Below are 18701 nucleotides of genomic sequence, written 5' to 3'. Positions count from 1 at the left end.
GTCACTCCCGCCACCCGAGCCTCCCCGCCTTCGACATGTTTGTGCGATCTGTTGGCACAGCGCGCTGTATCAGATCCGTTTGCCGAAGGAAAACGGATCTGACCCCGGAATTTCATTCGATATCTCACAGATGTGTCGACCAAGGTCGACACCTACCAACAGCCGCGTGAACCTGTCGAAGGCGGGGTACTGTGGGTTTGCGGGGTGTGAGCGGCATGGATGCCGCGACCAAGCCCCCATGGACGGGTTTACGGCGTCCCCGCAAACCGGCAGTGCCCCGCCATCCCACGGATAGCCCGCTGTTGCTGTTGCTCTGGCGTGTAGCAGGTGCAGGGCTGCAAGCCCTGCCGAACCCCCTTACCCCGCCATCACCGCTTCGATCTCGTCGGCGCTGCGCGCCAGGCCTTCGGTCAGCACGCGATGGCCGTCATCGGTGATCAGCACGTCATCCTCGGTGCGGATGCCGATACCGCGCCAGCGCGGTTCCACCGTGGTGTCGTCCACGCCGATGTACAGCCCCGGCTCGATGGTGAAGGCCATGCCCGGCTCCAGAAGACGCGAGTCACCGGCCAGGCGGTAGTCGCCCACGTCGTGCACGTCCATGCCGATCCAGTGCCCGGTCTTGTGCCGGTAGAAGCGCTGGTACAGGCCTTCGGACAGGTTCTTTTCCAGCGTGCCCTTCAGCAGGCCCAGCCGCAGCAGACCTTCGGTCAGGGTCTGCACCGCGGCGAGGTGGCCGGCCTCGTACGGCACGCCCGGCTTGGCCTGGGCCAGCGCCGCAGCCTGCGCATCGCCGACCAGGTCGTGCAGCGCGCGCTGCTCGGCATTGAAACGGCCGTTCACCGGGAAGGTTCGGGTGATGTCGCTGGCGTAGCCACGGTACTCGGCACCGGCATCGATCAGCACCAGTTCGCCATCACGCGAACGTGCGTTGTTGTCGCGGTAATGCAGGATGCAAGCGTTGCGGCCGGCGCCGACGATGCTGCAGTACGCGGGTACCGCATCGTTGGCGCGGAACACGCGCTCCAGCTCGGCCTGCAGTTCGTATTCGTGGATGCCCGCCTTCGCCGCCTTCATTGCCGCCAGATGCGCGCGCACGCTGATCTGCGCGGCGTGGTGCATCAGTGCCACTTCCGCACCGGACTTGAACAGGCGCTGCTCGTGCAGCAGGTGGCCCAGTTCCAGGAACTCGTGCGGCGGCTGCGCACCGTGGCGCACCTGCGAACGCACGCGGTTGACCCAGCCGATCAGCTTCAGGTCGAAGTCGGCATCGCGGCCGAAGTGGTAGTAGACCCGCGAACGGCCCTCCAGCAGGCCCGGCAGGATGTCGTCCAGATCGTCGATCGGGTAGGCATCGTCCATGCCGTACTGCGCCACCGCGCCCTCCTGGCCGGCACGGCTGCCGTCCCAGGCCTCGCGCTCGGCATCGCGCTCGCGGCAGAACAGGATGGCCTCGCCATGACGGCGGCCCGGGATCAGCACCAGCACCGCTTCCGGCTCCGGGAAGCCGCTCAGGTACTGGAAGTCCGAATCCTGCCGGTACGGATAATGGGTATCCAGGCTGCGCACCTTCTCGGCCGCGGCAGGCAGCACCAGGATCGCATCCTCGCCGGCCATGTCCATCAGCTGGCGGCGGCGACGCTTGTATTCGCCGGCCGCAATGCCGGTGCGCTGCTTGATATCCATCAGTTCAGGCGCTGGCGATGGCGCGAGGCCAGCACCACGTCGCCGTGCAGCAGCAGCACCGCCACGCGGATGAATTCCTCGATCTCCGACAGCGCTTCGTCGTCATCTTCGCCACCGGCCTCGAAATCCTCGCTGGAGGCACGCGCCAGGCTGGCCATGTCGGTCAGCGCTTCCTCGCCCTCTTCAGACAGGGCCGGGCGATTGCCGCCACTGCCCAGGCCAAAGCCACCGAGGAACGAGCGGGTCCAGCTGAACATGGCATCGGCCTGCGCGGACACGTCATCGTTGTCGGTCAGCAGCAGCTCAAAGGCGAAATCGCGGTCCTCCAGCTGCTTGATGGTGGCCTGCAGCAGCCGCCCCAGCACGCTGTCAGCGGCCACCGGCGGCAGGTTGTCGTCAGCCAGCACACGCGCCGGCCAGTCATTGCCGGGGGCACCACCGGCGGCCAGCCAGCCACACAGTGCGCCGTGCAGCTCGGCAGCAGTGGCGCCCAGGCCCAGTTCCTGGCTGGCGCGGGAAACGTCGTCGACGGAGGGAAGTTCGGTCATCGTGCGGCTCGTTCGGAAAGGAAACCCGGAGCGCGCACGCGCGCGCCCGTCAGACCCGGTAGTGTAGCAACCCGGCGGCATCCTCCCTGTGGCCGTCCAGCCTTGCTGCGACAGCGCTTGACCGCCCTCACCCCGCTTGCCTATCGTGCCCGCATGGAACCCGCCGATCCCCTCGCCCAGCTGCAGGACTTCGCCGCCCGCGTGGAAGCGTTGCTCGAACGCAACCAGCGCCTGGCCGAGGAGAATCGCAGCCTGCGCCACCAGCAGGAACAGCTGGTGGCCGAGCGTTCCACGCTGCTGGCCAAGAATGAGCAGGCGCGCTCGCGGGTGGAAGCAATGATCAGCCGGCTCAAATCCCTGGAGCAGCACACATGAGCGCCGAACCGGTCAGTGTCCGCATCCTCGATCGTGAATACACGGTGGGCGTCGGCAGCGATGAACGCGACAGCCTGATGGCCGCCGCGCGCCTGCTCGATGCGCGCATGCGCGAGATCCGTGGCAGCAACCGCATGGCCGCGGTCGATCGCGTCGCCGTACTGGCGGCGTTGAACCTGGCTCACGAACTGCAGCTGCTGCGCGACGAGAACGCCCGCCAGGCGGTCGCCCTGCAGCAGACCCTGGCCGACCTGAACCGGCGCCTGGACCGTGCGATCGACGGCACCCCCTAGAAAAAGGGGACGGAGGGAATTAAGGCGCATTCGCCCCTCCCGTGCCGGAAACGTCTTAATCCCCTCCGTCCCCTTTTCGCATATCTGAATTGGCACGGACTGTTGCCGACGAACGGCCTTTCCAGATCCGGCGCGCTGGCTATAATGGCCACGCGTTCTCTGCGGTACTCGACGGCATGTGCAAACATTCGCCTTGTCCCTTAAGAACGACACCGGGAGCGCGACAGCGCCGGGAGTGCAGGTCCGCCTTGTAGCGGGAAGCCCGATGGTTCTCCAGCGTTCCCACTTGAGCCCCCGGGTTCAAGGTCGTTTCGCATGCATCGACATTGCGGAGAATGCAATATTCCAGCAAGGGCGGCGTCTTCGGGCGTCGCCCTTGTTCTTTGCGGCACAATGGCGGCTGTTCCTTGCCGCACGCTGCCATGACCGACCCGCGCCAGGCCCTGCGCCACGACCTGCGGCAACGCCGCCGCGACCTTTCCGCCGCTGCGCGCATCGCCGCCGCCGAATCGCTTGCCGAGGCCCTGCTCGCCCTGCCGTTCGCCCCGCGCACCGGTGCCGTGGCCGGCTACTGGGCGCTGGATGGCGAAATCGCCCTGCACCGCTGGCAGCTGCAACTGCCCGAAGGCCTCACCTACTGCCTGCCGGTGCTGGCCGGCGACGTGCTGCGCTTCGCGCCGTGGCGGCCCGGGCAGCCGCTGACCAGCAACCGCTACGGCATTCCCGAACCCGATGTGGCGCTGGAAGACACGCTGGAACCGGCGCAGATGGCGCTGGTGGTGACCCCGCTGGTGGGCTTCGACACGCAGTGCAGGCGGCTGGGCATGGGGGGTGGCTGGTATGATCGCAGCTTCGCCTTCCGCCACGACCGGCCGGCGCCGCCCTGGCTGGTCGGTGCTGCGTTCGCGGTGCAGCAGGTCGAGTCCTTGCCGGTGGCGTCGTGGGACGTGCCGGTGGATGCGATCTGCACCGAAGACGGCACCCTGCTCCCCTCCGCTGCCCCCGTGAACGCATGACCGCCCGCAAGCGCTACTGGCTGATGAAGTCCGAACCGGACGCCTTCTCCATCGACGACCTGGCCAAGGTCAAGGTCGAACCCTGGAACGGGGTGCGCAACTACCAGGCGCGCAACTTCATGCGCGATGGCATGCAGGTCGGCGACGGCATCCTGTTCTACCACTCCAATACCAAGGTGCCGGGCATCGTCGGCGTGGCCACGGTGGCCAGCCCGGCCTATCCGGACGACACCCAGTTCGATCCAACATCCGACTACCACGACCCCAAGAGCACGCGCGAGAACCCGCGCTGGATGCTGGTGGACGTGGCCTTCGACCGCAAGCTCAAGCAGGTGATCGCGCTGGACGAGATCAAGCTGCACGCCGACGAGCTCGGCGAAGGCTTCCCGCTGGTTGCCAAGGGCAACCGCCTGTCGGTGTTCCCGGTGACCGCCGCACAGTGGAAGCTGCTGCTGTCACTGGAAAAGAAATCCTGATTCCCTGCCTGAGAGTTCTTCCCATGTCCGAAGCCAAGCGCCTGGCCGCCGAGAAAGCCATCGAGTACGTTGAAGACGGCATGATCGTCGGTGTCGGCACCGGTTCCACCGTGGCCTATTTCATCGATGCCCTGGCCCGCATCCAGCACCGCATCAAGGGTGCCGTGTCCAGCTCCGAGCAGAGCACCGCGCGGCTGAAGCAGCACGGTATCGAAGTGATCGAGCTGAACCACAGCGGCAACCTGTCGCTGTACGTGGACGGCGCTGATGAGTGCGATCCGAACAAGTGCCTGATCAAGGGCGGTGGCGCCGCGCTGACCCGCGAGAAGATCATCGCCGAGGCCAGCGAGCGCTTCATCTGCATCGTCGACCCGAGCAAGCAGGTGCCGGTGCTCGGCAAATTCCCGCTGCCGGTGGAAGTGATCCCGATGGCGCGCAGCCTGGTCGCCCGCCAGATCCGCGACATGACCGGCGGCCAGCCGACCTGGCGCGAAGGCGTGGTCACCGACAACGGCAACCAGATCCTGGACATCCACAACCTGCAGATCACCGATCCGGAAAAGCTGGAGCGTGAGCTCAACCAGCTGCCCGGCGTGGTCTGCGTGGGCCTGTTCGCGCGCCGTCGCGCCGATGTGGTGATCGTCGGCGGCGAACCGCCGATCGTGCTCTGACCCTTCTGAAGGATCCTGACGATGTCGCTGTTGCGTTCGCTGCTGATGCTTCCATTGCTGGCGCTGGCCGGCTGCGCCACCGATGCGGCCCGCCACTGGGTCGAGCTCGATGGCGCCCGCTACCACGTCGAGCTGGCTACCAATGACGAGACCCGCGCGCGCGGGCTGATGTTCCGCGACCAGATGGCGGCCGACCACGGCATGCTGTTCATCCACGACCGCGAGGAAATGCAGGCGTACTGGATGAAGAACACCAGGATCGCGCTGGACATCCTGTACTTCGACAACGAGCGCAGGCTGGTGAGCCAGCAGCGCGACGTGCCCCCGTGCTCGGCCGGTGACATGTGCCCGCCCTACCCCAGCGGCGGCCCGGCGCGGTACGTTCTGGAACTCAACGCCGGCCAGGCCGAGAAGCTCAAGCTCAAGGACGGCACGGAACTGAAATTCGGTCCGGGCATCGAGTAACAAGGGTTCTGCCGGGCTGCGCCCGGCTGGCCGGCGACCCTGCAGGGGTCAGATCCCTTTCGCACGCGAAAGGGATCTGACCCCTGAATTTTTCACGCGACACTGCTTGAAACCGTCTGCGAATGACGCCAGTCTGTGGTCATGCAGGACCGGATCACACTCCCCGACTGGGATGCACTGGCCGACCTCGAAGACGAGGCGCTGCCGCTGTTGCCGACCGCGCTGCTGATCGCGCGCGACGAATACCCCGATCTGCAGCCGTCCACCTACGACGCGCTGATCCAGAGCCATGTCGACCATCTCCGCTCGGAAGTGGAGAGCATCGACAACAGCCCGTTGAAGATGGCGGCGATCAACCGCCACCTGTTCGACGAACTGGGCTACAGCGGCGACCACGACGAGTACTACGACCCGCGCAACAGCTATCTCAACCAGGTGTTCGAGCGGCGCCTGGGCAACCCGATCTCGCTGGCGCTGGTGCAGATGGAAGTGTCGCGACGGCTGGGGATCCCGCTCGACGGCGTGTCCTTCCCCGGCCATTTCCTGGTGCGCCTGCCGGTGGACGACGGCGTGCTGGTGATGGACCCGTTCAACGGTGGCCGCCCACTGGATGTGGACGAACTGCGTGAGCGGGCCAAGTCACACCTGGGCGGGCAGATGCCCGACGACCAGGTGCTGGCGCAGATTCTCGACCCGGCCCCCGCGCGCGCGATCCTGATGCGCATGCTGCGCAACCTGCACGGCGTCTATGCCGAAGCGGGAGAATGGGACCGCGCCGCACGCAGTGCCGACCGCCTGTTGAAGCTGGCCCCCGACCAGCACGACGCGCTGCGCGACCGCGGCCTGGCCTACCTGCAGCTGGAGTACCTGGCCGGCGCCTGCCACGACCTGGGGCAGTACCTCAAGCACAATCCCGAGGCCAGCGACGCGCAGTGGCTGCGCGAGAAGCTGATCGACCTCGGCGGGCCGATGCCGCGGCTGCATTGAGGCTGGCGGTGTGTGGACCCACGGTCCACACCCACCGGAAGGTCCGGTCAATCGACCTCAACCATCTCGAAATCGGCCTTGCTCACGCCACAATCCGGGCAGGTCCAGGTCTCGGGGATGTCCTCCCAGCGCGTGCCCGGCGCGATGCCCTCTTCCGGCAGGCCGTCCGCTTCGCGGTAAAGAAAGCCGCAGACCACGCACATCCAGGTACGCAAGGTGGTGGGGGTGGCATCGCTCATCGGATAATCGGGGCTGGATTCACGGGCCGCCATTGTCCCATCGCGGCCCACCCACCGGTAGCCATCGATGACTTCTGCTTCCCCGACGCCCCGCGGCGTCTACCTGATCACCCCGGATGAGCCCGATACCGCACGCCTGCTGGCCCGCACCGCGCCGCTGCTGGCCGCGGGTGCCACCTGGCTGCAGTACCGCAACAAGACCGCCAGCGATGCCCTGCGGCAGGAACAGGCGACGGCCCTGCAAGGCCTGTGCGCCGCCCACGGCGTGCCGCTGATCGTCAACGACGATCCGGTGCTGGCCAAGGCCGTGGGCGCCGCCGGCGTGCATCTGGGCGGCACCGACGGTGACATTCCCAGCGCGCGCGCGCTGCTCGGGCCCGGCGCCATCATCGGCGCCTCCTGCTACGACCAGCTGGCCAATGCCGAAAAGGCCGTGGCCGCCGGTGCCAGCTACGTGGCCTTCGGCGCCTTCTTCCCGACCATCACCAAGGTCACCAGCAGCCGCGCCCACACCGACCTGCTGCGGCAAAGCGCCGCACTGGGCGTGCCGCGGGTGGCGATTGGCGGGCTGACGCCGGACAATGTCGGTCCCATCATCGATGCCGGCGCCGAACTGGTGGCCGTGGTCAGCGGCATCTACGCCGCACCGGACCCGGTCGCGACCCAGCGCGCCTTCCTCGCCCAGTTCGCGTAATGCCCAGGAAAGCCCCATGAACCACGACCAGTCCCACGCCCTGTTCTCCCGCGCCCAGCAGCTGCTGCCAGGCGGCGTCAATTCGCCGGTGCGCGCGTTCAAGTCGGTGGGCGGTGAACCGTTCTTCGTCGAGCGCGCCGACGGCGCCTACCTGTACGACGTGGACGGCAACCGCTACATCGACTATGTGGGCTCGTGGGGCCCGATGATCGTCGGCCACAACCACCCGGCCGTGCGCCAGGCGGTGAAGCGCGCGATCGACAACGGCCTGTCCTTCGGTGCGCCGTGCGCAGCCGAAGTGACCATGGCCGAGACCATCACCCGGCTGGTGCCATCGTGCGAAATGGTACGCATGGTCAATTCGGGCACCGAAGCCACCCTGTCGGCAATCCGCCTGGCGCGTGGTGCCACCGGCCGCAACCGCATCGTCAAGTTCGAAGGCTGCTACCACGGGCACGGCGACTCGTTCCTGGTCAAGGCCGGCAGCGGCATGCTGACCCTGGGCGTGCCGACCTCGCCGGGCGTTCCGGCCGGCCTGAGCGAACTGACCCTGACCCTGCCCTACAACGACTTCGAAGCGGCCACCGCCCTGTTCGAACAGCAGGGTGACGACATCGCCGGCCTGATCATCGAACCGGTGGTCGGCAATGCCAATTGCATCCCGCCGCGCGAGGGCTACCTGCAGCACCTGCGCGACCTGTGCACGAAGCAGGGTGCCCTGCTGATCTTCGACGAGGTAATGACCGGCTTCCGCGTCGCCCTCGGGGGTGCGCAGGCGCACTACGGCATCACCCCGGACCTGACCACCTTCGGCAAGATCATCGGCGGCGGCATGCCGGTGGGTGCCTACGGTGGCCGTCGTGAGCTGATGCAGCAGATTGCGCCGGCCGGCCCGATCTATCAGGCCGGCACGCTGAGCGGCAATCCGGTGGCCATGGCGGCCGGCCTGGCGATGCTGGAGCTGATCCAGCAACCGGGCTTCCACGCCGATCTGGCCGAGCGCACCGCGCGCCTGTGTGCGGGCCTGGAGGCGGCCGCCGCCGACGCCGGCGTGGCAGTGACCACCACCCGCGTGGGCGCGATGTTCGGACTGTTCTTCACCAGCGAGAAGGTCGAGACCTATGCGCAGGCCACCGCCTGTGACATCCCGGCGTTCAACCGCTTTTTCCACGCGATGCTCGACCAGGGCGTGTTCCTGGCACCGTCGGCCTATGAGGCCGGCTTCCTGTCCAGCGCCCACGACGATGCGGTGATCGAAGCGACGCTGGCCGCTGCACGCGTGGCGTTCCGGGCCGCCAAGGGCTGAGCCCTGCTCATGGTGGGTGCCAACCTTGGTTGGCACTGCCTTGCACCGTATCCCCGCATGGCGTGGATCTACTGCGACCTGTTGAGCCGAGCCATGCTCGGCTCATCGCGCGCAGCGCGGAAAAGAGCAGTCGAGCATGGCTCGACTCTACAGGCGGCATCAACCGAAGACGAGCTTGCCCTTCATCATCGCGAAGTGGCCGGGGAACGAGCAGAAGAAGGTGTAATCACCGCCCTTCTGCAGGCCCTGGGTGGAGAAGCGCACGCGCGTGGTCTCGCCTCCACCAATCACCTTGGTATGCGCCAGCACGCGCTTGTCGGCCTTCGGCAGGTAGCTGTCGGCCAGGGTCATGCGCATGCCCGCCATCGCCACCGGCTGGTAATCGGCCGTGCGGGTCAGTACCCAGTTGTGGCCCATGGCAGTGGCGGCCAGCTTGCCGGTGTGGCGCAGGGTCAGGTCCACGGCGGTGCAGTCGGCGGCGACCTTGATCTCGCGGCTGCTGAAGCTCATCTGGTCGGTGCTGTCGATGCTCACCGCACACACCCGCGCCATCGCCGACGGCGCCAGCATCAGCGCGCCCAGTCCCACTGCCACCCTCCAAGCCTTCATCGTTGCATCTCCTGCGGATTCAAGCGCCATTCTAGGCAGCCCCCCATGGCCGCGTCTGCGACCGTCTGTCGCATGGCTGCTCCAGGGTTTCCCGAGTGTTCACTGCAATGGCATGCTCGGCCGATGCGGATCGATCTGTTGCTGCTGGATGTGGATGGCGTGCTGGTGCAGTACCAGCGCGTGCAACGTGTACTGCACCTGGCACAGGCACTGCACGTTCCGACGCAGGCCGTACAGGCCGCGCTGTATGAAAGTGGACTGGAAGCGGCGCATGACAATGGCACGCTGGATGGCCCGGCCTATCTGGCGCAGTTGGGAGAGATTCTGAGCACGACTGTCGATGTGGCTGCATGGATCGCCGCACGCCAGGCCGCCAGCCATCCGCAGTCTGCCGTGCTGCAGCGGCTGCAGGCCCTGCAGTTGCCGATGGCGGTGCTGACCAACAACGGCGCGCTGATGAAACAGGCGTTGCCCAGCCTGCTGCCGGAGCTGTTCCCTGCCCTGCGGGACCGCGTGTTCTGCAGCGCCGATTTCGGCTTGCGCAAGCCGGCACCGGAAGTGTTCCTGCGCACGCTGGAAGCACTGGGTGTGGCGCCCGCACACGCGCTGTTCGTCGATGACCTGTTTGCCAACGTACGCAGCGCACGTGCCGCCGGCCTGCACGCGGAAACCGTGCGCGATGGCCGCGGATTGGGCAAGGTGTTGAAGCGTTATCGCATTGCGTGAACCACTGTAGAGCCGAGCCCATGCTCGGCTGCTGTGGCCTGGCATCGCGATGAACCGAGCATAGGCTCGGCTCTACGGGCATTCCTCAGCAACGGGGTCAGAGCCCTCTCCGCAGGAGAGGGATCCGACCCCGGCACGATGGCCTCAGCGCGCGGCGATGAACGCGGCAATCGCTGCGCGCAGGCGCTTCAGGCCTTCGGCCACTTCTTCGTCGGTGATGTTCAGCGACGGCACGAAGCGCAGCACGTCCGGGCCGGCCTGCAGGGTCAGCAGGCCGTGCTCGGCGGCATGATCGAGGATCGCCCCGGCCTGGCCGGCGAAGTCCTTGCCCAGCACCGCGCCCAGCATCAGGCCGCGGCCACGCACGTCGCTGAACACACCGAACTCGTCGTTGATGCGGGCAAAGCCATCGCGCAGCGCCTTCGACTGGCGGCTGACGTTGGCGGCGATCTCCGCCGAGGCCAGCTTGCGCAGTGCCACCCGGGCCACCGCAGCGGCCAGCGGGTTGCCACCGAAGGTGGTGCCGTGCGCGCCGAACTGCATGGTTTCGGCCACCTTCGGGCCGGCCAGCATCGCGCCGATCGGGAAGCCGCCGCCGAGTGCCTTGGCCAGGGTCACCATGTCCGGCACCACATCGTCCTGCCAGTGCGCGAACAGCGTGCCGGTGCGGCCCATGCCGGCCTGGATCTCGTCCAGCACCAGCAGCGCGTTGTGCTGGTCGCACAGTTCGCGCACGCGCTTGAGGAAACCGGACTTGGCCGGCATCACGCCGCCCTCGCCCTGGATCGGCTCCAGCATCACCGCGGCGACATCGCCGGCGGCCATCGCGGTCTCCAGCTGCACTTCATCGTTGAAATCGATGTAGCGGAAGCCACCGGGCAGCGGCTCGTAGCCTTCCTGGTACTTCGGCTGGGCCGTGGCGGTCACCGCCCCCAGGGTGCGCCCGTGGAAGCTGCCACGGAAGGTGATGATCACACGCTTGTCGGCCGGACGACCCTGGCTGGAGGCCCACTTGCGGACCATCTTGATCGCCACTTCGTTGGCTTCGGCGCCGGAATTGCACAGGAACACGCGCTCGGCGAAGCGGCTGGCCTTGACCAGTTCCTCGGCCAGGTGCAGCGGCGGCGCGCTGTAGAACACGTTGCTGGTGTGCCAGAGCTTGCCGGCCTGCTCGACCAGCGCGGCCACCAGGTCCGGATCATTGTGACCCAGGCCGCACACGGCGATACCGGCGGCCAGGTCGATGAATTCACGGCCCTGGCTGTCCCACACGCGGGCGCCCTGGCCTCGCTCCAGCACCACCTGGCGGGGCTTGTAGACCGGCAGGTAGTAATGCGAAAGGGAGATCAGCGGATCGGTCGCGGCGGTCATGGCAGTCGGCAGGGTTCAGGAACGCCCATTCTCGCGCCGTAACCCCTGCGGCACAATGCGCCCATGCGACCGTTTTCCGCCCCCCAGCTCAACCCCGCCACCGAGACCGGCTGGCGCCGTCGGTGGTTCGACATCATCTACCGCCATGACTCGCGGCCCTCGCGCAATTTCGACCTGATCCTGGTGGTGGCGATCGTTGCCAGCATCCTGGTGGTGATGATCGACAGCGTGCAGCACCTGCATGCCGAATGGTCCACCGGCCTGTACATCCTGGAATGGGGTTTCACGATCCTCTTCACCGCCGAGTACCTGCTGCGGCTGGCGGTGGTCAAGCGCCCGCTGCGTTACGCGGTGAGCATCTGGGGCATCATCGACCTGCTGTCGATCCTGCCCGCCTACCTGTCGATGTTCATCCCGGGCGCGCAGAGCCTGCTGGTGGTGCGTGCGCTGCGCATCCTGCGGGTGTTCCGCATCCTCAAGCTGACCCGCTACATCGAAGAAAGCGGCGTCCTGATGACGTCGCTGTGGCGCAGCCGGCGCAAGGTGCTGGTATTCCTGTTCACGGTGATCACCATCACCATCATCGCCGGCGCGCTGATGTACGTGATCGAGGGCCCCGAACACGGCTTCACCAACATCCCGGCCAGCATGTACTGGGCGGTGGTGACCATGGCCACGGTCGGCTTCGGTGACATCGTGCCGCAGACCGTGCTCGGCCGTTTCGTCACTTCGGTGCTGATCCTGATCGGCTACAGCATCATCGCCGTGCCCACCGGCATCTACACGGCCGAACTGGCCAGCACCATGCGCGACGCCGAGCTGGCCGCGCGCCGGGATGCCCGCGGCTGCCCGCACTGCGGGCTGGAAGGCCACGAGCCGGATGCACGGCATTGCCGCAAATGTGGCGGTGAACTGCCGGATGCATTCAGCCATTGAGGCAGATGCCGGCCAGCGGCCGGCACTACCGGAACAGCATGGCGCGCGTGGATCCCCCTCAGCGCGATCGCGGCCTCGGGAAGGCCCACCGTTCGGGAGTGTGGGCTGCAATGCGTCGCAATCGGCGCGTTCGATTGCGACACATGACGCGATGGGCGCCGCAGTTACTGGCGGTTGCTCTGGAAGACCAGCGAGTTGTATTCCTGCATCAGCTTGCCGGCCGAACCACGCGGGGCCATCGAAGGCGAGTCCAGCATGCGCCGCTCGAAATCGCTGTAAGGCGTCTTGCTGCTGACCCGCTGCAGGCGTTCCTTGCCCTCGCGACGGAAGTTCTCGGCTTCACGCTCGAAGCTGTTCCAGTCCAGCTTGCCCGGCTCCTGATCGGCCACCTTGGCATGCGCTTCGTCGGAAATGCGGTTGAACGCATCCAGTCGTTCGCGGGCCTTGGCCGGATCGAAATCGTCCTCACTCATCAGCTCCACGATCGCCTTCGCTTCCAGCATCATCGCCAGGCGGTAGTACTCGCGCGTGCGCCCCTCGGCCTGCTCCAGTACCTTGAGCTGCTCGCGCTGGGCCGCGTCGTTCTGGCGCTCCAGCTCGGCATTGAACGTTTCGCTGGCGATCACGAATTCCTTGAAGGCCGCCATCAAGGGCACGTGCATCTGCTTGCCCTTGGCGAACTGGTCGTCCTCGTAGTCCTGGCGATCGTAGTAGTCGTGCGCGTCCTTGCTGACCGGCACCAGTGCCTTCAGCGACTGCTGATAGCGGCCCGCGGCGGCATCGAGATCGGCCAGCGCCGGCTTGGCAGCCATCGCCTCGGTTACGGGGCCATCGCACTGCTTCATGTCGTAATCGCTGATCTCGAACGGACCGTACACCTGTGTCTCGCGCCCGGTCGGGCCGGCCTCGACGTCCTTGATCCAGCGCGTATAGGACTCGATGCTGCCGTGGGTCTTCGAATCGAGTGCATTGAAGCAGCCGATGTAGGCGTTGAGCTTGGCGGTCAACTGCTGCTGCGTGTCGGACAGCGTCGCGCCGGTGCCCGGCTTGGCGGACGGGCCAGTGTCACCCGTGGCTGCGGGCGACTTGCCGCCGCAGGCGGTCAGGATCAACGACAGCGAAGCGGCCAGCGCCGCGATGGAAAGCGTACGTGTCATAGGCGCACATCCTTGTTGAAAACGATTACAGCCAATCATTCTAACCCAGCAGACCGAAGACCGCAGCCCTCGGCCCGGGTTCGAACAGCACTCAGTCCAGGAACAGGTCCGGCAGCAACGGCCGCGTCGGATCCACCGCATAGCCGGCAAGATCGGTGATGCCGGCCTGCGCGAGCACGTCATCGTCGATCAGGAACTGGCCGTGGAAGCCCGCCGCCTCTCGCACAAGCACCGCATGCGCGGCGTCGGCCATGATCTGCGGCGTCCGGCAACCGGCCGCATCCACGCCCGGAATCATGTTGATCGCATCGGTGGCGATCACCGTGCGCGGCCACAGTGCGTTGACCGCCACGCCCTGCGGGCCGAATTCTGCGGCCAGGCCGAGCGTGACGAAGCTCATGCCCATTTTCGCCAGCGTGTAACCGGTATGCGCGCCCCACCACTTCGGTTCCAGGCTCGGCGGCGGCGCCAGGGTCAGGATGTGCGGGTTCGGCGCCTGCAGCAGGTACGGCAGGCACGCCTGCGCGCACAGGAAGCTGCCGCGCGAGTTGACCTGCTGCATCAGGTCGAAGCGCTTCATCGGCGTATCCAGCGTGCCGCGCAGCCAGATCGCGCTGGCATTGTTGACCAGGATGTCGATGCCACCAAAGGTGTCGACCGTCGCGGCAACCGCCGCCTGTACCTGCTCTTCCTCGCGGATATCGCACTTCAGCGCCAGCCCCTGGCCACCGGCGGCGGTGACGGCCTCGGCCGCGCTGTGGATGGTGCCCGGCAGCTTCGGATTCGGCACCGAGGACTTGGCGGCGATCGCCACGTTGGCCCCGTCGCGCGCAGCGCGCAGTGCGATGGCCAGGCCGATGCCGCGCGAGGCACCGGTGATGAAAAGCGTTTTGCCCTGCAGACTGCCCACGTTCCACACTCCAGCGCATGCAATGAGCCGCTAGTATGCCGCGCCGACGTGGAGTTCACCCGGCCTTGACGATACTCGGGCCTCCCGTCAACGCACGAGGTCCACGCCATGCGCCGTTCCCGCCTGTTGCTGCCTGCCTTGGGGCTTGCCCTGCTGACCGCCTGCCAGGGCCGTTCGCCGGAACCCGGAAAGGAGCCGCCTGGCGGTGACACGCCCAGTGCGGAGAAGGCCGCCGCCGACGGCAGGATGCGCTGGAGCGAGGCGGTGGTGTGGGATGGCGACCTCAACGCCTGCCGCCAGGGCGAAAACGCAGCCACCCGTGATTGCCTTCGCGACGCGATGCGCGCCGGCGGCGCGAGTGCCGAGGCCATCACTGCCGCCGAGCAGCTGTCCACCGGCGGCGAGCTGGCCTACGTCACGGCCTGGCACGAGAACGAAGGCCTGGGCATTGCCACGGTCGAGTATCCGTTCCGCGCCAACACCAATGTGGGCACCCGCCTGGTCGATGCCAGCGGCAAGCGCATCGATGTGGATGCCGTGCAGTTGGACGACACCCTGCGTGCGGACCCCACTGTGCAGGAGCTGCTGAAGGCCAACCCGCAGGCCACGCCGTTCGCACCGGCGCAGTCGGCCGGGGCAACACCACTGGAGAACGGCGGCATCCGCCTGCTGTACCGCACGCCACTGCGCGACTGCCACGCCTGCCCGGATGTGGGCCAGCTGCAGATCGCCTACGACTTCGACGCCAAGCGCAACTTCATCGGCCAGCAGGTGGTGCCGGCGACGCCGTAAGGTCACCGGCTTCTGTAGATCCGAGCCATGCCCGGCAATGCAGCCGAGCATGGCTTGGCCCTGCATCAATGCCGGCACCCGGTGCATCCACGCATCGCGTGGATCTACCGGTACGCCTGCACCTGCTTCCTCAGCAGATGCGGCACGATCAGCCGATGCACCGGGGCGACCGGCAGCATGTACACCCGCCCGAACGCGTTGTGCGTGTGCACCACCGTCGCCACTTCCAGTACATCGCCATGCCACTGCAGGGCCAGCTGCACGCGCAGGTGGCGGTCGTTGTCTTCCAGCACGATGGCATCGTCAGTGAGCGACTGCAGGGTGAAGATGCCCAGCCGCTGCCCGGGCTGGGGATCTGCAACATCCTGCACCGCGCGCAACGAGCCCAGGTGCTTCATGCCGAGCAGGCGCATGCCCTGGTTGCGCAGCGTCATCAATCCGTCGAACCAGCCGGGAATGGTCGCGGCCATATCGCGATAGGCCTGCAAGGCCGAACGCCCATCACGATGGGTCGTTGCCTGGCAGGCGTGCACGAAGTCGGCGCCGGCCAGCTGTGGGCGCAGGACGCTGCCCGCACCCGGCGGGCCGGTCACTACCTGCAATGGACTCACGGCTTGGGCCCCTGCCCCTCGTTGTCTTCCCAATGCAGGATGCGGCGGGTAACGAAGCGGTAGACCGGCTTGCCGGTGGCGAACCACAGCTCGCGCACCCAGGAGGTGCGCTTTAGCACGCGCTTTTCCACCGGGGTGAGCGACTCGCGGCAGTACATGCGCTTGTGCTTGAGCAGGTGGCGCAGATCCTCGCGGGCCAGCAGGCGCATCCAGCGCGAGCGCGGGTTGCCGATCACCGCCAGCTGGAAGTCGATCAGCGCCGGGCGGCCATCCTCGGTCACCAGCCAGTTGGCTTCCTTGGCCAGATCGTTGTGGGCCACGCCATGGCGATGCAGCTGCTGCAGCAGGCGGCGCGCGGCGCGGAACCAGGCCAGGTCGCCGCGCGGCGGGCGCTGGTACATGGCGTCGCCGGCCATGAAGCTGCGGTCGAGATGACGGCCATCCCACGCCAGCAGCCGCGGCACATCGGCCATGCCGTGGATATGGCGCAGCGCGCGCGCTTCGCGGCGGGCCAGCCACCAGGCCGGCAACCGCAACCACAGCGGCGTGGCGCCCAGATCACGGCGTACGAAGGGGCCATCAGATCCGTTCACGAGCAGGATGCGACCGAAGCTGTCGGCCTTCAAGGCGTGCGATGGCGTGTCTGGCGAATTCGGCATGGGCCCATTCTAGGCGATGGCGCGGGTTGCAAACGGTCACGAAGGGGCTGGGAACCAGTCACCTTCGCGCCCCTATAATCGGGCAATGGACTCTTCATGGATCGACGCCACGCTCGCGTGGATTGCCGCTCACCCCGTATTGGCGGGTGCTGTCATCTTCCTCATTGCCTTCTGCGATGCGGTCATCATTCTCGGCGCCATCGTGCCGGCGTTACCGTTGCTGTTCGCGGTAGGCGTGTTCATCGGCCTGGGCCAGATCTCCGGGCCGTACGCGGTGGCGGCGGCGGCGCTGGGTGCGTTTGCCGGTGATGGCATCAGTTACTGGATCGGCCGCCGCTGGGGCGACCGCCTGCGGGGCGTGTGGCCCTTCAGCCGTTACCCGCAGCTGCTCGACCGCGGCGAGAACCTGTTCCGTCGCAATGCCTTCAAGAGCATCCTGATTGCACGCTACGTGGGCGCGATCCGCCCGTTCGTGCCAGCCATCGCCGGCATGATGAAGATGCCGGCCAGCCGCTACGTGCAGGCCAGTGGTATCGCCAGCATTTCCTGGGCGGTGCTGTTCCTGGCACCGGGCTGGGTGCTTGGCGAGGCCTACGACGCCGTGGCCGCCGTCGCCGGACGGCTGGTGGTGGTGGTCGGCCTGCTGGCAGTGATCCTTGGCCTGGTCTGGGCCATCGTGCTGTACGGCTACCGCTGGTCGGCCGCGCGCATGGACAACTGGCTGGCGCGCCTGCTGGACTGGTCCAACCGCCACCCGACACTGGGCCGCTATACCGTCGGTGTGCTGGACCCGAAACGGCGCGAGTCGGTGCCACTGGCGATGCTGGCGCTGATGCTGCTGGTACTGGGCTGGGGCTGGTTCGCGCTGCTGACCGTGGTGGTCGCGCATGGTGAACCGCTGGCGGTCGACCTGCTGGTGCACCAGGCCATGCTGGCCCTGCGCAACCCGCTGGCCGATTACCCGATGGCCGCGCTGGCGTCACTGGGCGCCTGGCAGGTACTGCTGCCGGCCACCGCGGCGGCGATGGGCTACCTGATCTGGCGCCGGCGCTGGATGGCGGCCGCGCATTGGCTGGCGGCCCTGGCCTTCGGCCTGGCGCTGACCATGCTGCTGGGTGCCACCGTGGACGTGGTGCGCCCGCTCGACGCCAGCAGTGGCTTCGGCTTCCCGTCGGTGTCGGTGACCATGGCCACCATCACCTTCGGCTTCTTCGCAGTGCTGATCGCCCGCGAGATGCCCGGCCGCACCCGCGTCTGGCCGTACCTGGTGTCGGGCATCGTGGTCAGCCTGATCGGTTTCTCGCGCCTGTACCTGGGCGCGCATTGGCTGAGCGATGTGATCGGCGGCATGCTGTTCGGCACGTTCTGGCTGCTGGTGCTGGGCATCGCCTACCGCCGCCGCTTCAACCGCTCGTTCTGGGTGAAGCCGGTAGCGTGGCTGTTCTACGGCGTGTTCGCCATCGCCGCGATGTGGTACGCACCGCGCAACATCCCGGTGAAGCTGGAACGCTTCGAGCCGACCCTGCCCGCCCCGCAGGTGGTTGACCTGCAGGCATGGTGGCAACGCGACTGGGCGCAGCTGCCGGCGCGCCGCAACGAGTTCGACGACGACCAGCGCTGGCCGCTGGATGTGCAGGTGGCCGGCCCGCTGGCACCGCTGCAGGCGCAGCTGGAGGCGCGCGGCTGGAAGCGGCAGGAACAGGCCGGCTGGCAGGAAGCACTGCTGATGCTGGACAAGAACACCGGTGCCGACGAACTGCCGGTCCTGCCGGCCACGCTGGACACCCGCGTGGAAGCGCTGCTGATGGTGCGCCAGGGCGCCAGGCCGGACGAACGCTACGTGCTGCGCCTGTGGCCGGCCCCGGTGCAGTTGCAGCCGGGCGCCACACCGTTGTGGCTGGGCAGTGCGCAGACGCTGCGCTACGAGCGCCACTTCCAGTGGATCGGCATGTGGCACCCGGTGCGCGGCGTGGATCCGGCGATGAACGCGGTGAAGGAGGCCGTGCAGGCCCTGCCGCAGCGCGAGGACGTGCACAGCGAAACCGGGTTGCCGGTGCTGCGGTTGAAGACCACAGCGCCCTGACCGGTACCGGTCGCGATCACCCACTGTAGAGCCGAGCCCATGCTCGGCTGCCCTTCGCCGGATCCAGCAAGCCGAGCATGGGCTCGGCTCT

General features: G+C 67.2%; 22 protein-coding genes and 1 other RNA gene. 14 read left to right on the top strand and 9 right to left on the bottom strand.

The window, feature by feature from the left end:
• Positions 1-357 precede the first annotated feature (357 nt).
• Together ARC23_RS13260 and ARC23_RS13255 are read right to left on the bottom strand one after the other, a co-directional pair.
• Positions 358-1680 (bottom strand): aminopeptidase P N-terminal domain-containing protein, encoded by a 1323-nt coding sequence (locus ARC23_RS13260; RefSeq protein WP_152985269.1) that lies wholly within the window; start codon positions 1678-1680, stop codon positions 358-360.
• A gap of 5 nt (positions 1681-1685) precedes the next feature.
• Positions 1686-2234: a YecA/YgfB family protein gene (locus tag ARC23_RS13255; protein ID WP_057497628.1), complete on the bottom strand. Its 549-nt coding sequence runs from the start codon at positions 2232-2234 to the stop codon at positions 1686-1688.
• A gap of 153 nt (positions 2235-2387) precedes the next feature.
• On the opposite strand from ARC23_RS13255, the gene ARC23_RS13250 reads away from it, so the two are divergent.
• The 8 genes from ARC23_RS13250 to ARC23_RS13220 all read left to right on the top strand — a co-directional run bounded on the left by ARC23_RS13250 (position 2388) and on the right by ARC23_RS13220 (position 6517).
• Positions 2388-2609, top strand: coding sequence for a TIGR02449 family protein (locus ARC23_RS13250; protein WP_005410898.1), 222 nt, complete (start codon positions 2388-2390; stop codon positions 2607-2609).
• Positions 2606-2902, top strand: coding sequence for a cell division protein ZapA (locus tag ARC23_RS13245; protein WP_049440490.1), 297 nt, complete (start codon positions 2606-2608; stop codon positions 2900-2902). The genes ARC23_RS13250 and ARC23_RS13245 overlap by 4 nt, the downstream gene beginning before the upstream one ends.
• A gap of 153 nt (positions 2903-3055) precedes the next feature.
• A non-coding RNA gene (gene ssrS / locus ARC23_RS20515) (6S RNA) lies at positions 3056-3241 on the top strand.
• Positions 3242-3324: 83 nt separating this feature from the next.
• Positions 3325-3918: a 5-formyltetrahydrofolate cyclo-ligase gene (locus ARC23_RS13240; protein WP_057497627.1), complete on the top strand. Its 594-nt coding sequence runs from the start codon at positions 3325-3327 to the stop codon at positions 3916-3918.
• Positions 3915-4394, top strand: coding sequence for an EVE domain-containing protein (locus ARC23_RS13235; protein ID WP_057497626.1), 480 nt, complete (start codon positions 3915-3917; stop codon positions 4392-4394). Before ARC23_RS13240 ends, ARC23_RS13235 begins: the two co-directional genes overlap by 4 nt.
• Positions 4395-4417: 23 nt before the next feature.
• Entirely contained in the window at positions 4418-5065 is a 648-nt protein-coding gene (rpiA, locus tag ARC23_RS13230) for a ribose-5-phosphate isomerase RpiA (protein ID WP_057497625.1), read from the top strand.
• A 21-nt stretch (positions 5066-5086) separates the two neighbouring features.
• Positions 5087-5530 carry a DUF192 domain-containing protein gene (locus tag ARC23_RS13225; protein WP_057497624.1) on the top strand — a complete coding sequence of 148 codons (444 nt, stop codon included), beginning with the start codon at positions 5087-5089 and terminating at the stop codon, positions 5528-5530.
• A gap of 141 nt (positions 5531-5671) precedes the next feature.
• Positions 5672-6517: a SirB1 family protein gene (locus tag ARC23_RS13220; RefSeq protein WP_057497623.1), complete on the top strand. Its 846-nt coding sequence runs from the start codon at positions 5672-5674 to the stop codon at positions 6515-6517.
• Positions 6518-6564: 47 nt separating this feature from the next.
• On the opposite strand, the gene ARC23_RS13215 is transcribed toward ARC23_RS13220, so the two are convergent.
• Positions 6565-6789, bottom strand: coding sequence for a rubredoxin (locus ARC23_RS13215; RefSeq protein WP_057497622.1), 225 nt, complete (start codon positions 6787-6789; stop codon positions 6565-6567).
• A gap of 34 nt (positions 6790-6823) precedes the next feature.
• On the opposite strand from ARC23_RS13215, the gene thiE reads away from it, so the two are divergent.
• A complete protein-coding gene (thiE, locus tag ARC23_RS13210) occupies positions 6824-7450 on the top strand; it encodes a thiamine phosphate synthase (protein WP_057497621.1) in 627 nt (208 codons plus the stop codon).
• Between the two features lie 16 nt (positions 7451-7466).
• Positions 7467-8756, top strand: a complete 1290-nt coding sequence (gene hemL / locus ARC23_RS13205) for a glutamate-1-semialdehyde 2,1-aminomutase (protein ID WP_057497620.1) — start codon at positions 7467-7469, stop codon at positions 8754-8756.
• A 159-nt stretch (positions 8757-8915) separates the two neighbouring features.
• Here hemL and azu read toward each other — a convergent pair whose 3' ends face one another.
• Entirely contained in the window at positions 8916-9365 is a 450-nt protein-coding gene (gene azu / locus ARC23_RS13200; RefSeq protein WP_057497619.1) for an azurin, read from the bottom strand.
• Positions 9366-9488: 123 nt separating this feature from the next.
• On the opposite strand from azu, the gene ARC23_RS13195 reads away from it, so the two are divergent.
• On the top strand, positions 9489-10091 hold the full coding sequence (locus ARC23_RS13195; RefSeq protein WP_057497618.1) for an HAD-IA family hydrolase: 603 nt from the start codon (positions 9489-9491) through the stop codon (positions 10089-10091).
• Between the two features lie 144 nt (positions 10092-10235).
• Here the strand turns inward: ARC23_RS13195 and ARC23_RS13190 are convergent, their stop codons facing one another.
• Positions 10236-11462, bottom strand: coding sequence for an acetylornithine transaminase (locus ARC23_RS13190; RefSeq protein WP_049413720.1), 1227 nt, complete (start codon positions 11460-11462; stop codon positions 10236-10238).
• Between the two features lie 63 nt (positions 11463-11525).
• Here ARC23_RS13190 and ARC23_RS13185 point away from each other — a divergent pair, with 63 nt between their 5' ends.
• A complete protein-coding gene (locus ARC23_RS13185) occupies positions 11526-12398 on the top strand; it encodes an ion transporter (RefSeq protein WP_057497617.1) in 873 nt (290 codons plus the stop codon).
• Between the two features lie 164 nt (positions 12399-12562).
• On the opposite strand, the gene ARC23_RS13180 is transcribed toward ARC23_RS13185, so the two are convergent.
• Together ARC23_RS13180 and ARC23_RS13175 are read right to left on the bottom strand one after the other, a co-directional pair.
• Positions 12563-13555, bottom strand: a complete 993-nt coding sequence (locus tag ARC23_RS13180) for a YiiG family protein (protein ID WP_057497616.1) — start codon at positions 13553-13555, stop codon at positions 12563-12565.
• Between the two features lie 91 nt (positions 13556-13646).
• Positions 13647-14465: an SDR family oxidoreductase gene (locus ARC23_RS13175; RefSeq protein ID WP_057497615.1), complete on the bottom strand. Its 819-nt coding sequence runs from the start codon at positions 14463-14465 to the stop codon at positions 13647-13649.
• 108 nt (positions 14466-14573) lie between these two features.
• Between ARC23_RS13175 and ARC23_RS13170 the strand changes: the two genes are divergently transcribed.
• Positions 14574-15257, top strand: a complete 684-nt coding sequence (locus ARC23_RS13170) for a hypothetical protein (RefSeq protein WP_057497614.1) — start codon at positions 14574-14576, stop codon at positions 15255-15257.
• A gap of 104 nt (positions 15258-15361) precedes the next feature.
• Here ARC23_RS13170 and ARC23_RS13165 read toward each other — a convergent pair whose 3' ends face one another.
• Positions 15362-15868 carry a DUF2867 domain-containing protein gene (locus ARC23_RS13165; RefSeq protein WP_057497613.1) on the bottom strand — a complete coding sequence of 169 codons (507 nt, stop codon included), beginning with the start codon at positions 15866-15868 and terminating at the stop codon, positions 15362-15364.
• On the bottom strand, positions 15865-16527 hold the full coding sequence (locus ARC23_RS13160; RefSeq protein WP_057497612.1) for a serine/threonine-protein kinase: 663 nt from the start codon (positions 16525-16527) through the stop codon (positions 15865-15867). Before ARC23_RS13160 ends, ARC23_RS13165 begins: the two co-directional genes overlap by 4 nt.
• Positions 16528-16612: 85 nt before the next feature.
• Between ARC23_RS13160 and ARC23_RS13155 the strand changes: the two genes are divergently transcribed.
• Positions 16613-18610 (top strand): bifunctional DedA family/phosphatase PAP2 family protein, encoded by a 1998-nt coding sequence (locus tag ARC23_RS13155; protein WP_057497611.1) that lies wholly within the window; start codon positions 16613-16615, stop codon positions 18608-18610.
• The last annotated feature ends 91 nt before the right edge of the window (positions 18611-18701 follow it).

It is taken from the genome of Stenotrophomonas beteli, from assembly GCF_001431665.1.
GTDB classification, from domain to species: domain Bacteria; phylum Pseudomonadota; class Gammaproteobacteria; order Xanthomonadales; family Xanthomonadaceae; genus Stenotrophomonas; species Stenotrophomonas beteli.
Note: the sequence above shows the minus strand (reverse complement) of the source record. Positions and strands in the feature narration are given on the sequence as shown.

Excerpts from the sequence above, each read along its gene's own strand:
- ARC23_RS13180 (WP_057497616.1), bottom strand. The coding sequence starts at position 13,555 with ATGACACGTACGCTTTCCATCGCGGCGCTGGCCGCTTCGCTGTCGTTG.
- ARC23_RS13225 (WP_057497624.1), top strand. The coding sequence starts at position 5,087 with ATGTCGCTGTTGCGTTCGCTGCTGATGCTTCCATTGCTGGCGCTGGCC.
- azu (WP_057497619.1), bottom strand. The coding sequence starts at position 9,365 with ATGAAGGCTTGGAGGGTGGCAGTGGGACTGGGCGCGCTGATGCTGGCG.
- thiE (WP_057497621.1), top strand. The coding sequence starts at position 6,824 with ATGACTTCTGCTTCCCCGACGCCCCGCGGCGTCTACCTGATCACCCCG.
- ARC23_RS13245 (WP_049440490.1), top strand. The coding sequence starts at position 2,606 with ATGAGCGCCGAACCGGTCAGTGTCCGCATCCTCGATCGTGAATACACG.
- ARC23_RS13240 (WP_057497627.1), top strand. The coding sequence starts at position 3,325 with ATGACCGACCCGCGCCAGGCCCTGCGCCACGACCTGCGGCAACGCCGC.
- ARC23_RS13195 (WP_057497618.1), top strand. The coding sequence starts at position 9,489 with ATGCGGATCGATCTGTTGCTGCTGGATGTGGATGGCGTGCTGGTGCAG.
- ARC23_RS13160 (WP_057497612.1), bottom strand. The coding sequence starts at position 16,527 with ATGCCGAATTCGCCAGACACGCCATCGCACGCCTTGAAGGCCGACAGC.
- hemL (WP_057497620.1), top strand. The coding sequence starts at position 7,467 with ATGAACCACGACCAGTCCCACGCCCTGTTCTCCCGCGCCCAGCAGCTG.
- ARC23_RS13185 (WP_057497617.1), top strand. The coding sequence starts at position 11,526 with ATGCGACCGTTTTCCGCCCCCCAGCTCAACCCCGCCACCGAGACCGGC.
- ARC23_RS13250 (WP_005410898.1), top strand. The coding sequence starts at position 2,388 with ATGGAACCCGCCGATCCCCTCGCCCAGCTGCAGGACTTCGCCGCCCGC.
- ARC23_RS13235 (WP_057497626.1), top strand. The coding sequence starts at position 3,915 with ATGACCGCCCGCAAGCGCTACTGGCTGATGAAGTCCGAACCGGACGCC.
- ARC23_RS13190 (WP_049413720.1), bottom strand. The coding sequence starts at position 11,462 with ATGACCGCCGCGACCGATCCGCTGATCTCCCTTTCGCATTACTACCTG.
- ARC23_RS13155 (WP_057497611.1), top strand. The coding sequence starts at position 16,613 with ATGGACTCTTCATGGATCGACGCCACGCTCGCGTGGATTGCCGCTCAC.
- rpiA (WP_057497625.1), top strand. The coding sequence starts at position 4,418 with ATGTCCGAAGCCAAGCGCCTGGCCGCCGAGAAAGCCATCGAGTACGTT.
- ARC23_RS13220 (WP_057497623.1), top strand. The coding sequence starts at position 5,672 with ATGCAGGACCGGATCACACTCCCCGACTGGGATGCACTGGCCGACCTC.
- ARC23_RS13170 (WP_057497614.1), top strand. The coding sequence starts at position 14,574 with ATGCGCCGTTCCCGCCTGTTGCTGCCTGCCTTGGGGCTTGCCCTGCTG.
- ARC23_RS13215 (WP_057497622.1), bottom strand. The coding sequence starts at position 6,789 with ATGGCGGCCCGTGAATCCAGCCCCGATTATCCGATGAGCGATGCCACC.
- ARC23_RS13255 (WP_057497628.1), bottom strand. The coding sequence starts at position 2,234 with ATGACCGAACTTCCCTCCGTCGACGACGTTTCCCGCGCCAGCCAGGAA.